This window comes from Elioraea sp. (assembly GCF_022842375.1).
Lineage (GTDB): Bacteria > Pseudomonadota > Alphaproteobacteria > Acetobacterales > Acetobacteraceae > Elioraea_A.
The window spans coordinates 1-14257 of the sequence record NZ_JALHPR010000009.1 but is presented as its reverse complement, the minus strand read 5'-3'; the positions used below and the strand labels follow the sequence as shown (position 1 = coordinate 14257).

Sequence of the window (14257 nt, the reverse complement as noted above, 5' to 3'; positions counted from 1 at the left end):
GCCAGCCGATGCAAATGCTACGCTTGCGGATCGATGGACCGCCCCCCGAGGATTGATGGGAAGAAGTTCCGTTTCCGTAATATTTTCTACTTTGGCGTGTAGCTGTCCGGGGCGTTACCGTTGCCGCTGCCGGTGCCGTTCGCACCCGGAGCGAGGAGCGCGAGCGTCGATGCCGCGCCGAGGACGCGCACCACCGCCTGCACACGGTTGGCCGCGTGCAGCCTGCCGTAGAGGTCGCGCAGATGGCCGTTCAGCGTGTGCTGGCTGACGCCGATGCGCTCCGAGATCGCCGCCGTCTCGAGGCCGCGGCAGAGCAGAGAGGCGACCTCCGCCTGCGCGCGGGTGAGCCCGAGTGTCGCGGCGATCGCCGCCGGGCTGGGAACCGCTGCATCGGGCAGGCTTGCCGTAAGTGCAACGACAGGCACCGAGGAACTAAGCACCAGCGGTTGCAGGCGCACCGCGATGATGCCTGCATCCGTCTGGAATCCGAGCAGGGCCGGCCTGGCGCCGGGCTGTGCGATGTCGGCGACCGCCTTCTGGAAGCGCGGTGCCTGGGACGCAGCACGCAGCGTGAGGCGGCCGCACGCCCGGCGGAACGGCGCCTCGCAGGCCCACAGCCTGGAAGCGGCCGCGTTCGACCACAGCACCGTGCAGTCGTCATGCAGGATCGCCACCGGCACGGAGGAGTGTGCGACGAGCTCCCCGGCCGCGAGCGTGCCGGCCGATATGTCGTCCCGGCGCAGCAGCAGCGCGAGGGTCGCGGCGAAGGCGCGCAGCAGGTGGACCTCCGGCCGCGACAGCGAACGCGCATCCGCCGCGCGCCAGACGCACAGGATGTCACCGCCGTCATCGGCGTCACCGATCTCGGCGATGCCGATGCTGCCGAGACCATGCGGCGCGAGCCAGCGTGTGTTGAAGGCAGAGCCGCGGAGCAGGCGCGGGCCGACCAGGTCCTCGCCACGCCAGGCGCGGCCCTGCGATGGCAGGCGGAGCGCGGCGAGCCAGGGGTCGCGCCGCTGCCACCAGGTGAGATAGGTCTCGATCGCTTCGGCGGAGAGGCCGACGCTCAGGCGGAACGACACGCCCTCGTCCGACCGCTGCAGGATCGCGCCCGCACGGCAGGAAAGCCCCTGCACGAGATCGGTGAGCGTCGGCAGCAATGCGTCGATCGCGCGCGGCCTCGCGGGCGGCCCTGCGTCGTCCATTCATGTCCGCCGGAGACCGGCGTTTCCCCCTTCAATGCAGGATCGATGCTAGCGCGTGATCCCATCGCGCCGTGCCGCATTGATCACCGCGGCTTTACGCAGGTCGGTGCGCCAGCGCACAGAGGAACAACTGTCATGATGCCGATCAAAAAACTGCTTCAGATGTCACGGTGAACGGTGACCGTGATTGTAGAGCCGCGTCATGCTGAATTGCAGGGGCGGGTTTACTGCGACCAGACCTGTCGCGAATTACGCCTGAAGTTGCAGACGGGCGGTGCAGGACCGCGTCAGGCCGGCGGCAGCGATTCCTCTGCTGCCGCGACGCGGTTCCGGCCCTCGCGCTTGGCGGTGTAGAGCGCCTCGTCGGCGAGCCTGAGCAGCGTCTCCTCCGGCGCCGACCCCTCGAACTCGGCCGGGTTCGACAGCGTCGCCACTCCGATGGACGCTGTCAGCGGCAGATGCGGTGTGTCAGCCGAGGGCTTGAAGGAGAGTGCCTCGATCTCGCGGCGGAGCCGTTCCGCCGCCACCAGGGCGTCGGTCAGCGCCGCACCCGGCATGATCACGACGAACTCCTCGCCGCCGTAGCGCGCCACGGTGTCGAACAGGCGCACATTGCCGCGGATCGCACCGGCCACGAGGCGAAGTGCCGCATCGCCGACCGGGTGGCCATGCTGGTCGTTGATCCTCTTGAAGTGGTCGAGGTCGAGCATGAGCGCCGAGATCGCCCCGCCCGCACTCCTGACAGAGCCCACCAGCGAGCGCAGGTGGCCACGCAGGTAGCGCTGGTTGTGCAGCCCCGTCAGGGGATCGGTGAGCGCGAGCGAGATCGAGTAGGCAAGGTCGGCGCGCAGGCGGTCCTGGTAGAGCTTGCGGCGGATCTGGTTGCGCGCGCGAACGCGCAGCTCGTTCGGGTCGATCGGCTTGACGATGTAGTCGTTCGCGCCGAGCTCGAAGCCGCGGTGCAGGAGCCCCCGGTGCGCCTCGTCGGCAACGAGGAGCAGCGGCACCTCGCGCGTCGTCGCGTCAGCCCTGAGCCGCGAGGCGAAGCGGAGCGGATCATCCTCGCCGCCGAGCATGCTGACGATCACGAGATCGGCCGGCGCGCGCACCAGCCGTTCGAAGCCAGCCGCCGTGCTGAGCTCGACCGTCACCTCGATGCCTTCGGCGGCGAGCGCCTCGGTCATTCGCTCGGTGTCGGTCTCGTTGTCGTCGACCACCAGCGCGCGTGCCCCGCGCACCGAGGGCGGGAGCGCCCCGGCCGCGACGCCGAGCTGGTGCGTCGTCTCGGCGCGAAGCCGCCACTCGTCGAGCAGCCGCTTGAGCCGGACAAGCGCGCGCACACGGGCGAGCAGAGTCTCGTCATCGACGGGCTTGGTGAGGAAATCATCGGCCCCCGCCTCGAGGCCACGGACACGCTCGGAATTGTCGCCGAGCGCCGTGACCATCACAACGGGAACGTGCTCGGTCGCTCGGTCAGCCTTGAGGCGGCGGCAGACCTCGTAGCCATCCATCCCTGGCATCATGACGTCAAGCAGCACGAGATCGGGCGCCCAGGCCAGGGCAGCATCGAGCGCGGCCGGGCCGTCCTGGACGGCAAGGACCTCGTAGTACTCCGCTGACAGCTTCGCCTCCAGAAGGCGGAGGTTCGCCATCACGTCGTCGACGACCAGGATTCGTGCGCTCATGCCGGGCGATGTTCCACGAACAAGGATAACGGATCGCTGCCTTCGTGCACGCGAAAACAATCACGGCGCAGTTAACGCCGTCTCACCGTCATCAAACCGCGATGGAACCGACGCCAAAGCCCTGTCCTAACGGGGCGATCGCGCCTGCCCCGCCACCCAGAAGGACGAGTCGCACCCACCATGCTGCACGCCGGAACGCGTACCGACCAGGGCTCACCGTCCTCCCCGCTCTCCCGCTCGCTGCTCTTCGTCCGGCGCTGGGCCGCCAATCCGCTCGAGATGGGCTCGATCGTCCCATCCTCGCCCGCGCTTGGCCGACGGGTGGCCGCCGCGGTCCGCCGGATCGGCCAGGGCGGGCCGGTGGTGGAACTTGGCGCCGGCACCGGCGCGATCACCCGGGCCCTGCTCGAGGGCGGCATCGCCCCTGCGCGGCTGACCGTGGTCGAGATCGTGCCTGAGATGGCCGACGTGCTGGCTGGCACATACCCTGGCGTGACCGTGATCCGCGGCGATGCCTGGACGCTGCCGGCGCTGCTCGGGGCCGACCTCACGGGCCGCGTCGGGGCGGTGGTGTGCGGCATTCCCCTCGTGCTGCTGCCGCGGCCACGCCAGGCGGCGCTGATCGGGGCAATCGAGGCGGCAGCTCCTGGGCGCGGCTTCCTGCACTACAGCTACTGCGCCACCTCGCCTCTCGCGCGCGGGCCCCTCGGGCTGGACGGACAGCGGCTGGCCTGGACGCCGCTCAACTTTCCCCCCGCCTCAGTCTGGCACTACCGGAAGCGGGCGGCGGCGTAGGGCGCCGGGTCGATCACCGGCGGGCGGCCGGCGACGAAATCCGCCACCAGCGCCGCGGTCTTGGCGGACGAGGCGAGGCCGACATGGCCATGCCCGAAGGCGTGGATCACGTCGGCCGACCCTGCCGCCGGGCCGATCACCGGCAGCCCATCGGCCACCGAGGGGCGATGGCCCATCCAGCGCTTCACCCGCTCGGGCGGCAGGTCGGCCGGCAGGCCGGGCAGCATGCGGCGGGCCAGCGCGAGCAGGATCTCGGCCCGGCGCCATTCGGGTTCCGCCTCGATCGAGGCGAGTTCGACCTGGCCGGCGACGCGCAGCCCCGCCGCCGTCGGCGTCAGGGGTGCCTTGGCATCAGCCACCATCACCGGGGTACGCACGGTGGCCTCTGGCGTCGAGATCACGATGTGATAGCCACGCTCGCTCTCGATCGGCACCGCATCGCCTGCCGCGGCGGCCAGCGCCTTGGCATGGGCACCGACGGCGATGACGGCACGGTCGGCCGCCACGCGGCCATCAGTGGTCAGCACCGCCTGCAGCCGTCCGCCCTTGATGTCGAACCCCGTCGCCTTCCCCCGGCGCCTGAGCGCGCCCAGGCTGACCGCGGCGGCGGCGAGGCCGGCGACATAGGCGCCAGGGTCGACGATGTGCGCGGAATCCTCGAACAGCACGGCGAAGGTGTAGTCACGCGACAGCGCCGGCTCGCGCTGGTGCAGTTCCTCGGCCGAGAGCGTCAGCCACCGCACGCCAGCCTCGTGGCGGAGGCGCCAGCCGAGGGATTCCGCCTCGAACGCCGCTCTGTCGCGATAGGCATAGAGGTGGCCCTTGCGCGCGATCAGCCCGGCCACACCCGCCGCTGCCGCCATCGCCTCGTGCCGCTCGACCGCATCGTGCAGCAGCGCGCGCAGCGCGCGCGAGGTGCGCTCGACCTTCGCGACACTCGACCCGGCGCGGAGGAAGCGGATCAGCCACGGCGCGAGAGCCGGCAGGTGCCCCCAGCGGATGGTGAGTGGTCCGAGCGGATCGGCGAGCCACCCCGGTACCTTCCTCCACACCCCGGGTGTGACCATCGGCACCACGCTCTCGGGGCTGATCCAGCAGGCATTGCCGTAGGAGGCCGCCTGCTCGCCGCCAGGCTCCCCGGGTTCGATGATGGTGACGCGATGGCCTTCGCGCGCGAGGTGCAGCGCTGTTGCCGCCCCCACCGCGCCTGCGCCGATGACGGCGACCGAAAGTGCCGTCATGCCGCGTGCTCCCGCCTGCGTTGTCCGAGATGTTCGTCGAGGAAGTGGAGGCGGTCCTGGCCCCAGATCCAGAGATCGCCAGAGAAGAAGGTTGGGCTGCCGAAGACGCCACGCGCGGTGGCGGCGGCGTTGTTCGCGCCCCATTCGGCCATGGTCGCCGGCGTGTCCTCGGCGGTGAGCAGGGCGGCGCCGTCCATCCCGTTCTCGCTGGCGATCGCCGCGCGCGTTTCCGGCAACGCGATGTCACGTTCCTCGACCCAGAGGGCGCGGAGCAGGGCGTGCGAGAGGCGCATCGCATCGAGGCCCTGCGCCTGGGCTGCCATCACCATCCGCCCTGCGGGGCGTTGGTCGGACGGCGGGTAGAAGCGCGGGCGGAGGTTGAGCGGCAGGCCGAGGGCGGCTGACCAGCGATCGAGCTCGAGCGCATGGTACTCCTGCCGCGCGAGCGGCCGGGTGCGGAGCGGGATGCCGCCATTGTCGGGCACCACCTCGAGGAAGTCATAGGGCCTGAGCACCAGCCTCGCCCCATGGCGGCGGATCATGTCGGCGAGCCGTGGCCCGCCGAGATACATCCAGGGGCTCGAGAGCGTGTAGAAGCAGTCGACCGTCTCCGGCATCGTGATCCTTCCGCGACCAACGCATTCTAGCCGCACATCGGCGCGTGGGAAGACCACCACGGAGGGAACGCCGGAGCGAGGCCCCATGCGGCGGCCGCGCGCGTGGCGGCGCGGCTCAGCTCTGCTGGTAGAACTTGCGCGCCTTCAGCAATCGCGCCCCGCCAGACCCGCCGACCTGCCCCCAGTTCTGGTACCAGAACTCCCATAGCGTGCCGGTGCGCCAGCCGGCGATGGTGGTTCCGCCGAGGAAGTTCGCGCCCGAGGTGGTGAGCTGGTCGACATTGGCCAGGTAGGTCGGCTTCGTCAGCGAACAAACGATCTGCAGCGTCGAGTGGTGCGGCTTGGCCGTCTGCATCTGCGCGTCGATCTCGCGCAGCGCGGTCCTGCTCTGGAAGGAGGGGGCGTGCGCATCCATCGTCGCCTGGTCAGACCCTGACTGGCTGTTCGCGTGGAACACCACGAGGTCGCCAGCCGGGCCCTTGCCGATGAACAGCGCGCAGCCCGACATGTTGTCGGTGATGAAAAAATCTGGCCCCGCGCTTGGAAGGCGCACGGATGCGATCTTGTTCTGGTAGTAGGGAAGGAACACCGTGTCGGCACCGGCCACGATCTTCATGAGCCGCGTCCCGACGATATTGCCGTTGACGACGTTGGTCCCGTAGTAGTTGTTCTTCCTCACGCGATGATGATCGTCGTTCGGGCCGTAGGTGACTTCGACCACAGGCTGTGTGTTCGACACCTGATAAGCGTTGTTCTGGAAGTCGTTGATGGTGATCGGCATCCTGGGGGCTCCGGCGCGCTTTCGATTGCCGAAGCGTAGAGCCATTCAACCTGGACGCAAGTGACGCTCAGCCTCGCGTGCGGCGCGCGATGTTGCATGCCGGCGGGCGGCCGACCCCTCAGAACGGAATATCGTCGTCGAGGTCCTTCTTGCTGTCCCAGCCGCCACCGCCACCGCCGCCCTGCTTGGCGGGTGCTGGCCGCGCTGCCGGCCGGCTCTGGTAGCCGCCGCCTTCGTCCTCCATGCCACCGCCGCCTCCGCCGCCGCCACCCTGGCGGCTGTCGAGCAGCGTGAGCTCGCCCTTGAACTTGCCGAGCACCACCTCGAACGTCTCCCGCTCAGCCCCGTCCTTGTCGGTGTATTTCCGGCTCTCGAGCTGGCCCTCGACATACACCTTGGAGCCCTTGCGGAGGTACTTCTCGGCGATCTCGCCCAGCTTCTCGTTGAAGATCGCGATGCGGTGCCACTGCGTCTTCTCCTTCCGCTCGCCCGACGCGCGGTCGTTCCACGACTCGGAGGTGGCGATCGAGAACGACACCACCCGGCCGCCGGATTGCTGCATCACGCGCACCTCGGGGTCGCGGCCGAGATTGCCCACCAGGATCACCTTGTTCACGCTGCCGGCCATCGCCCTCTCCCGGGAATCGCTATTGTCAGGGGGCCAGTGTAGGCGCCCAGCCGCGCCCCCGCCACTCGCGGCTGTGCCGCGTCTGTGACCGGCGCCCCCGCCCCTGGCACCTTGCGCCCCTGCCCCCACATGCGCTTTGTTCCCGCTCCGTTTCCCCCCGAGGTGCCCACCCGATGACCGACTCGATCCGCGTGCGCGGCGCGCGCGAGCACAACCTCAAGGGGGTGGATGTCGAGATCCCCCGCCACTCGCTCACCGTCATCACCGGCCTCTCGGGCTCGGGCAAGTCCTCGCTCGCCTTCGACACGATCTACGCCGAGGGCCAGCGCCGCTACGTCGAGAGCCTGTCTGCCTATGCGCGGCAGTTCCTCGAGCTGATGCAGAAGCCCGACGTCGACAGCATCGAGGGCCTCTCGCCCGCCATCTCGATCGACCAGAAGACCACCTCGCGCAATCCGCGCTCGACCGTCGGCACCGTCACCGAGATCAACGACTACATGCGGCTGCTCTGGGCGCGCGTCGGCGTTCCCCACTCGCCCGCCACCGGCCTGCCGATCGAGGCGCAGACGGTGAGCCAGATGGTCGACCGCGTGATGGCGATGCCCGAGGGAACGCGCCTCTATCTGCTCGCGCCCGTCGTGCGCGGGCGGAAGGGGGAGTACCGGAAGGAGCTGGCGGAGCTGCAGAAGCGCGGCTTCCAGCGCGTGAAGGTCGACGGCACGCTGCACGAGATCGATGCGGTGCCGCCGATGGACAAGAAGCGCAAGCACGACATCGAGGTGGTGGTCGATCGCGTGGTGGTGCGCGAGGGCATTGCACCAAGGCTCGCCGACAGCTTCGAGACCGCGCTCGCATTGGCCGACGGCATCGCCATCGCCGAGAACGCCGATGCGAAGAAAGGCGGCGAGCCGGAACGGACGGTGTTCAGCGCCAAGTTCGCCTGCCCCGTCTCTGGCTTCACCATCGCCGAGATCGAGCCGCGCCTCTTCTCGTTCAACGCTCCCGCCGGCGCCTGCCCGTCCTGCGATGGGCTTGGCGTCACCAGCTTCTTCGATGCGGACCTCGTTGTGCCTGACGAACGCCTGTCGCTCGCCGAGGGCGCGGTCACGCCGTGGGAGAACGCCTCGTCGCCCTACTACAAGCAGACGCTCGACAGCCTTTGCCGGCATCTCAAGATCAGCATGAAGACGCCGTGGAAGGACCTTCCCGCTGCGGCGCGCGCTGCCATCCTGCACGGCACCGGCGAGGAGCCGGTGACGATGCGCTACCAGGACGGGCTTCGCGCCTACGAGACGAAGAAGCCGTTCGAGGGCGTTGTCGCCAACCTGGAACGCCGCTGGAACGAGACCGAGAATGCCTGGGTGCGCGAGGACCTGGCACGGTACCAGAACGAGGCGCCGTGCGAGGCCTGCGGCGGCTTCCGGCTGAAGCCCGAGGCGCTCTCGGTCAAGATCCGCGGCCTGCATGTCGGCGAGGCCTCGGCCTTCTCGATCCGCGAGGCGGCGGCGTGGTTCAAGGAACTGCCGAACCACCTCTCGACCAAGAACATGGAGATCGCGCGGCGGATCCTGCGCGAGATCGATGAGCGGCTGGGCTTCCTCAACGATGTCGGGCTCGACTACCTCACCCTCTCGCGCGGCTCCGCCACCCTCTCCGGCGGCGAGAGCCAGCGCATCAGGCTTGCGAGCCAGATCGGCTCCGGCCTCACCGGCGTCCTCTACGTGCTGGACGAGCCTTCGATCGGCCTGCACCAGCGCGACAATGAGCGCCTGCTCGGCACGTTGAAGCGGCTGCGCGACATCGGCAACACCGTCATCGTCGTCGAGCATGACGAGGATGCCATCCGTGCGGCCGACCACCTGGTCGACATGGGGCCAGGGGCAGGCGTGCACGGCGGCGAGGTGGTGGCCTCCGGCACGCCCGGGGAGGTGTTCGCCAACCATGCGAGCCTGACGGCCGACTACATGACGGGCCGTCGCCGCGTTCCGCTGCCGGAACGGCGCAGGAGCATCGACCGCAAGCGCGTGCTGAAGGTGGTGGGTGCGACCGGCAACAACCTCAAGGACGTGACCGCCACCTTCCCCCTCGGCACGCTCACCTGCGTCACGGGCGTGTCCGGCGGCGGCAAGTCGAGCCTCGTGATCGATACGCTCTACCGCGCCGTCGCGCGACGGCTGATGGGCTCGCGCGAGGCGCCCTCGCCGCACGAGAAGCTCGAGGGGATCGAGCACCTGGACAAGGTGATCGACATCGACCAGTCGCCCATCGGGCGCACGCCGCGGTCGAACCCCGCGACGTACACAGGCGCCTTCGCGCCGATCCGCGACTGGTTCTCCGAACTGCCCGAGGCGCGGCAGCGTGGCTACAAGCCGGGGCGGTTCAGCTTCAACGTCAAGGGCGGGCGGTGCGAGGCCTGCCAGGGCGATGGCGTGACGCGCATCGAGATGCACTTCCTGCCCGACGTGTTCGTGACCTGCGACAGCTGCAAGGGCAAGCGTTACAACCGCGAAACGCTCGAGATCATGTTCCGCGGCAAGTCGATCGCCGATGTGCTGGCGATGACGGTCGAGGACGGGGTGCAGTTCTTCCAGGCCGTGCCGCCGATCCGCGACAAGCTGCGCACGCTCGCCGAGGTGGGGCTTTCCTACGTCACGCTCGGCCAGGCCGCGACCACGCTCTCGGGCGGCGAGGCGCAGCGCGTGAAGCTCGCCAAGGAGCTCTCGCGCCGCGCCACGGGCCGCACCCTCTACATCCTCGACGAGCCGACGACGGGGCTGCATTTCGAGGATGTGCGGCGCCTGCTCGAAGTGCTGCACGCGCTGGTCGAGACCGGGAATACCGTGATCGTGATCGAGCACAATCTCGAGGTGATCAAGACGGCAGACTGGATCATCGACCTCGGCCCCGAGGGCGGCGATGGCGGCGGACGGATCGTCGCTGAAGGAACGCCGGAGCAGGTGGCCGCGACCAAGGGCAGCCACACCGGCCGCTTCCTCGCCCCTGTGCTGGCGCGCGACGCTACGCCCGCGAAACGGCGGCGCGCGGCCGAATAACGTTCACCCCGCCGTCAGCGGCCAGACCAGCGCCTCGCCCTCGTAGCTGCCGCGCCGCACCACCACGGCATCATCGTCGCCGCGCAGGAACAACGGAACGGGCTTGCCGTCCTCGCCGACGAGGAGGTCGAGGCCGCGGATCATGATGACGGCATCGGTCCGAAGGATGCTGTCCCACGACCTGCCGATGTTCTTCATCGCCGCCCATCGCCCGGGTGTGGAGCGGAAGAAGTACATGTAGCGGGCGAACGCATCGCCACCGCCGATGCCGAAGGGCATGTCGATCACGGAATAGTCGCGCAGCCACCGCCCGCGGCTGTAGCCGTGCCCGGCGAGCAGGCGGATGGTGCAGAGGCGCGCGAGGCCGCCGGTGGCGGGCAGCGTCCGTGCCGCCTCCGCCCACTCCCCCGTCGGCGCGCCGCCCTGTCGCTGCACGATGTCGGAGAGCCGCGCGAGCGGCGTGATGTGGACGAGGGTTGCCGCGGCCACCGAGAGCCGCTGGTTCGCCGTTGCAGGCAGGGCCAGGGGGATGGGAAGCGCCATGGGTGCACGATACGCCGCCCGGGCGTTGAACGCGACGCGTGACAGGGCTATCTGCACCAGATGCGTGATGCAGTTCACATGGCTCCCGTTCATGTTGTCGGTGCTGGCCTCGCCGGCTCCGAGGCCGCCTGGCAGCTCGCCGAGGCAGGCGTTGCCGTTGTGCTGCACGAGATGCGGCCGGTGCGGATGACCGAGGCGCACGAGACCGAGGGCTTCGCCGAGCTCGTCTGCTCCAACTCCTTCCGCGCCGATGATCCGCTCTACAACGCCGTCGGATTGCTCCACGAGGAGATGCGCCGCCTCGGCAGCCTCATCCTCCGTGCCGGGGAGGCGAACCGGCTGCCCGCCGGCGGTGCGCTCGCGGTCGACCGCATCGGCTTCTCCGCCGCCGTGACGGCGGCACTCGCCGCGCACCCGAACGTGACGGTGCTGCGCGAGGAGGTGACGGGGCTTCCGCCCGCCGCCTGGGGCAGCGTGATCGTCGCCACCGGCCCGCTGACCGCGCCAGGTCTCGCAGCCGCCATCCGCGAGACGACGGGCGAGGAGAGCCTGGCGTTCTTCGATGCCATCGCGCCGATCGTGCACCGCGAGAGCATCGACATGGATGTCGCGTGGATGCAGAGCCGCTACGACAAAGGTGGTGGCGCCGACTACGTGAATTGCCCGCTCGACCGTGCGCAGTACGAGGCGTTCATCGCAGCCCTGCTCGAGGCGGAGAAGGGCAGCTTCAAGGACTGGGAAGCGAACACCCCCTATTTCGACGGCTGCCTGCCGATCGAGGTCATGGCCGAGCGCGGGCCCGACACGCTGCGCTGGGGCCCGATGAAGCCTGTTGGCCTGCGCGATCCCCGCACCGGCCGCCGCCCCTGGGCAGTGGTGCAGCTGCGGCAGGACAATGCGCTCGGCACGCTCTGGAACATGGTGGGGTTCCAGACGAAGCTGAAATACGCCGAGCAGGCGCGGGTGTTCCGTGCCATTCCGGGCCTGGAGCGGGCAGAGTTCGCGAGGCTGGGGGGCATGCACCGCAACACCTTCCTCAATTCCCCCCGCGTTCTCGATGCGACGCTGCGCCTGAAGGCTGCACCCCATCTCCGGTTCGCCGGCCAGATCACGGGCGTGGAAGGCTATGTCGAGAGTGCCGCGATCGGCCTTCTCGCCGGCCGCTTCGCCGCCGCCGAGGCGAAGGGCGAAGCCTTTTCACCGCCGCCGCTCGAGACCGCGATGGGCGCGCTGATCGCCCACATCACCGGTGGCGCCGATGCCGAGACGTTCCAGCCGATGAACGTGAATTTCGGCCTGTTCCCGCCGCTGCCGAACCCGCCGAAGGGGCGCGAGCGCAAGCGCGCCTATTGCGAACGCGCACTCGCCGCCGCCGACGCCTGGGCTGGCAGGCCGCACGTGCTGCCGGTCCCGCGCGAAGCGGCGTGACGGCGCGCAGCGATCCGGCCTAGTCTCGGCGCTCCATCAGCAGGAGGCGTGCCTTGGCGCTGCATCCGCGCTTTGCCGACAAGCAGAAGACCAAGGCTGACAATGCGCTCGGCGCCCGCACCAGCCGCATCGTCTTCATCCCCTGGCCGCCGGCCGAGGCGCAGGAGTTCATCGACAAGACGAACCAGTGGAACCGCGTCTCGACCAAGGGCTTCACCATCCTCTCCTGGCAGGCCGGCGTTCAGCAGGCGGCGATCCAGAACGCCCATAACGACGACGGAACGGCCATCTACATCCGCGGCCACGGCAACCCGGGGCAGGACTATATCCAGATCAAGGTGACCGGCGTCGGCGGCGTTACCGAGCATAAGCTGCCGATCATCACCGCCTGCCAGCGGCTGATCGCCTCGGGCCTGCACAAGAGCTTCGCCGGAACGATCAAGTTCTTCCATTGCTACAGCGGCACGGTCTACACCAAGGACGCGCTGAAGCTTCGCGATGACAAGATCAAGAGCAACAACACCACGGTGAAGGCGGGCTACAAGGAGGGGATCATCACCAAGGCGCAGCGCGACACCTTCCTCCAGCCCTCGCAGAGCAACAAGTCGATCGCCCGCATCGGCGCCGACTTCATGCGCGGCAAGGGCTACAAGCACTGCACCTTCTACGGCTATCTCGGCCCGCTCGAGAGCGAGATGGCCGATGACGGCCACGGCACCTGGCACAAGCAGGTTGACGTGACGAACCTCTCCGGCGGCAACCCGCTGCTCTCCACCGTCCGCGCCTCGCTCGGCCGCGTGCAGGTCTAGCGTCTTTTCAGCGCTGCCGCGCGGGCGCACACTCCCGGCCAATGCACGGTCGGGAGGAAGCAGGCGCTGAGGGTGGCAAGGCGAGGCGTGGCCTCGCGCTGCTGGCCCTCGCCGATTATCGCCGCCTCTGGATGGTCGGCGGTCTCTCCAATTCCATGCGCTGGCTCGAGCTCATCGCCACCAGCCTGTTCGTGCTCGATGCCACCGGCGATGCGCTTACCGTCGCCCTCGTCAGCGCCGCGCGGGCGATGCCGCTGCTGCTGTTCGGCCCGGCCGCGGGGGCGATCGCCGAGGCGCTGAACCGCAAGCACCTGCTGGTCGCGGGCCTCGGCATCTCGACGCTGTGCGCCGGTCTCGTCGCCGGCCTTTCCGTGATGGGCGCATTGCTGCCATGGCACCTGGCTGCCTTCGGCTTCGCCACGAGCGTGCTTGCGGCCGCCGAGCTCTCCGTCCGCCGCCGGATGGTGGCCGAGAGCGCGGGCGCAGCGACGATGTCGCAGGCCATCGCCTTCGACAGCATCACCAATGCCGGCACGCGCACGGTCGGGCCGATCGCCGGCGGGGCGGCCTACGCGCTCGCGGGCGTGACCGGCGCCTACGGCATCTCGGCCGTGCTGAACCTCGCAGCACTCCTGCTCGCGTACCGAGTCAACCACGTGCAGCCGCGGCGCACGCTCAGGCTCGGCGGCATCGCCGCGACGATCGGCGAGGCGGTGGCGATCGCCCGCGCGAGCCCCATCGTCCGTTCCGTCCTGATCGTGACGGTGGCGATGAACTGCTTCGGCTTTTCCTTCATCGCGCTGATGGCGCCGATCGGGCGCGAGAGCTTCGATGCCTCCGCCATCGGCATCGGGCTGCTCGTCGCGGCGGAACCCGCGGGTGCGATCGTGGGCGCGATGGTGCTGTCGCGCCGTGCCGCGCCGGCCGGCCTGCCGCTGTTCCTGTCCGGTGCGACGCTGTTCCTCGCCCTTCTCAGCGTGATGCCGCATGTGCCGTTCTACTGGCTTGCGCTCGCCCTGCTGCTCGTCTCCGGCGCGGGCACGGCCTGCTTCGCCACGCTGCAGTCTTCGCTGGTGCTGGAACACTCGCCGGCGGAGGCACGCTCCCGGCTGATGGGTCTGGTCACGATGTGCATCGGCACGGGGCCGATCGGGATGATGATCTCGGGTGCCGTTGCCGCCGCCGTCGGCGCGCCCTGGGCGGTGACGCTGCTCGCACTCGCAGGCGCTGCCATGGTCGGCTACGCCGCGTTCAGATCCGGCCGCTGAGCGCCGCGCGGAACACCGCGAACTGGGCGGATAGCCGCGGCCCCTCGATCCTTTTCGAGGAGAGATCATTCCCCGCGCGTGACAGCCGCCGCAGCGTTCGCGCCGCCAGGGCCGCCGGCAGCAACACCGGCAGCGCCGCGCGCGATGCCCCCGCCGCCCGCGCCTCGGCGAGGTGCCCCGCCGCCATCTCCGCCACCGCCGCCA

The 14257-nt window shown here is 69.5% G+C and carries 12 protein-coding genes and 1 pseudogene; 5 read left to right on the top strand and 8 right to left on the bottom strand.

What is annotated here, in order from left to right:
• Positions 1–86: 86 nt before the first annotated feature.
• Positions 87–1205, bottom strand: a complete 1119-nt coding sequence (locus Q0C38_RS09895; protein ID WP_291296921.1) for a helix-turn-helix transcriptional regulator — start codon at positions 1203–1205, stop codon at positions 87–89.
• Between the two features lie 287 nt (positions 1206–1492).
• Positions 1493–2890, bottom strand: coding sequence for a PleD family two-component system response regulator (locus Q0C38_RS09890; RefSeq protein ID WP_291296920.1), 1398 nt, complete (start codon positions 2888–2890; stop codon positions 1493–1495).
• 180 nt (positions 2891–3070) lie between these two features.
• On the opposite strand from Q0C38_RS09890, the gene Q0C38_RS09885 reads away from it, so the two are divergent.
• Positions 3071–3685, top strand: coding sequence for a class I SAM-dependent methyltransferase (locus tag Q0C38_RS09885; protein WP_291296919.1), 615 nt, complete (start codon positions 3071–3073; stop codon positions 3683–3685).
• Here Q0C38_RS09885 and Q0C38_RS09880 read toward each other — a convergent pair.
• The 4 genes from Q0C38_RS09880 to ssb all read right to left on the bottom strand — a co-directional run bounded on the left by Q0C38_RS09880 (position 3661) and on the right by ssb (position 6952).
• A complete protein-coding gene (locus tag Q0C38_RS09880) occupies positions 3661–4926 on the bottom strand; it encodes an FAD-binding oxidoreductase (RefSeq protein WP_291296918.1) in 1266 nt (421 codons plus the stop codon). The two genes, Q0C38_RS09885 and Q0C38_RS09880, sit on opposite strands and share 25 nt — an antisense overlap.
• Positions 4923–5543 carry a 2-hydroxychromene-2-carboxylate isomerase gene (locus tag Q0C38_RS09875; protein WP_291296917.1) on the bottom strand — a complete coding sequence of 207 codons (621 nt, stop codon included), beginning with the start codon at positions 5541–5543 and terminating at the stop codon, positions 4923–4925. The genes Q0C38_RS09880 and Q0C38_RS09875 overlap by 4 nt, the downstream gene beginning before the upstream one ends.
• Positions 5544–5658: 115 nt before the next feature.
• Positions 5659–6324: a hypothetical protein gene (locus Q0C38_RS09870; RefSeq protein ID WP_291296916.1), complete on the bottom strand. Its 666-nt coding sequence runs from the start codon at positions 6322–6324 to the stop codon at positions 5659–5661.
• A 118-nt stretch (positions 6325–6442) separates the two neighbouring features.
• Complete coding sequence (ssb, locus tag Q0C38_RS09865; RefSeq protein WP_291296915.1) at positions 6443–6952, bottom strand: single-stranded DNA-binding protein; 510 nt, start codon at positions 6950–6952, stop codon at positions 6443–6445.
• Between the two features lie 173 nt (positions 6953–7125).
• Here ssb and uvrA point away from each other — a divergent pair, with 173 nt between their 5' ends.
• Positions 7126–10005: an excinuclease ABC subunit UvrA gene (uvrA, locus tag Q0C38_RS09860; protein WP_291296914.1), complete on the top strand. Its 2880-nt coding sequence runs from the start codon at positions 7126–7128 to the stop codon at positions 10003–10005.
• Between the two features lie 3 nt (positions 10006–10008).
• On the opposite strand, the gene Q0C38_RS09855 is transcribed toward uvrA, so the two are convergent.
• Positions 10009–10548 (bottom strand): hypothetical protein, encoded by a 540-nt coding sequence (locus tag Q0C38_RS09855; protein WP_291296913.1) that lies wholly within the window; start codon positions 10546–10548, stop codon positions 10009–10011.
• A 78-nt stretch (positions 10549–10626) separates the two neighbouring features.
• Here Q0C38_RS09855 and trmFO point away from each other — a divergent pair, with 78 nt between their 5' ends.
• The 3 genes from trmFO to Q0C38_RS09840 are packed head-to-tail and all read left to right on the top strand — an operon-like array spanning position 10627 to position 14053.
• Positions 10627–11976 carry a methylenetetrahydrofolate--tRNA-(uracil(54)-C(5))-methyltransferase (FADH(2)-oxidizing) TrmFO gene (gene trmFO / locus Q0C38_RS09850; protein ID WP_291296912.1) on the top strand — a complete coding sequence of 450 codons (1350 nt, stop codon included), beginning with the start codon at positions 10627–10629 and terminating at the stop codon, positions 11974–11976.
• 53 nt (positions 11977–12029) lie between these two features.
• Positions 12030–12785: a hypothetical protein gene (locus Q0C38_RS09845; protein WP_291296911.1), complete on the top strand. Its 756-nt coding sequence runs from the start codon at positions 12030–12032 to the stop codon at positions 12783–12785.
• Between the two features lie 41 nt (positions 12786–12826).
• Entirely contained in the window at positions 12827–14053 is a 1227-nt protein-coding gene (locus Q0C38_RS09840) for an MFS transporter (protein ID WP_291296910.1), read from the top strand.
• Here the strand turns inward: Q0C38_RS09840 and Q0C38_RS09835 are convergent.
• Positions 14037–14257 (bottom strand): annotated as a pseudogene (locus Q0C38_RS09835) (squalene/phytoene synthase family protein); the annotation flags it as partial. The gene Q0C38_RS09840 and the pseudogene Q0C38_RS09835 overlap by 17 nt on opposite strands.

Bases quoted from the DNA above. Each gene is read 5' to 3' on its own strand.
- Q0C38_RS09895 (WP_291296921.1), bottom strand. From the start codon at position 1,205: ATGGACGACGCAGGGCCGCCCGCGAGGCCGCGCGCGATCGACGCATTG.
- Q0C38_RS09890 (WP_291296920.1), bottom strand. From the start codon at position 2,890: ATGAGCGCACGAATCCTGGTCGTCGACGACGTGATGGCGAACCTCCGC.
- Q0C38_RS09885 (WP_291296919.1), top strand. From the start codon at position 3,071: ATGCTGCACGCCGGAACGCGTACCGACCAGGGCTCACCGTCCTCCCCG.
- Q0C38_RS09880 (WP_291296918.1), bottom strand. From the start codon at position 4,926: ATGACGGCACTTTCGGTCGCCGTCATCGGCGCAGGCGCGGTGGGGGCG.
- Q0C38_RS09875 (WP_291296917.1), bottom strand. From the start codon at position 5,543: ATGCCGGAGACGGTCGACTGCTTCTACACGCTCTCGAGCCCCTGGATG.
- Q0C38_RS09870 (WP_291296916.1), bottom strand. From the start codon at position 6,324: ATGCCGATCACCATCAACGACTTCCAGAACAACGCTTATCAGGTGTCG.
- ssb (WP_291296915.1), bottom strand. From the start codon at position 6,952: ATGGCCGGCAGCGTGAACAAGGTGATCCTGGTGGGCAATCTCGGCCGC.
- uvrA (WP_291296914.1), top strand. From the start codon at position 7,126: ATGACCGACTCGATCCGCGTGCGCGGCGCGCGCGAGCACAACCTCAAG.
- Q0C38_RS09855 (WP_291296913.1), bottom strand. From the start codon at position 10,548: ATGGCGCTTCCCATCCCCCTGGCCCTGCCTGCAACGGCGAACCAGCGG.
- trmFO (WP_291296912.1), top strand. From the start codon at position 10,627: ATGGCTCCCGTTCATGTTGTCGGTGCTGGCCTCGCCGGCTCCGAGGCC.
- Q0C38_RS09840 (WP_291296910.1), top strand. From the start codon at position 12,827: ATGCACGGTCGGGAGGAAGCAGGCGCTGAGGGTGGCAAGGCGAGGCGT.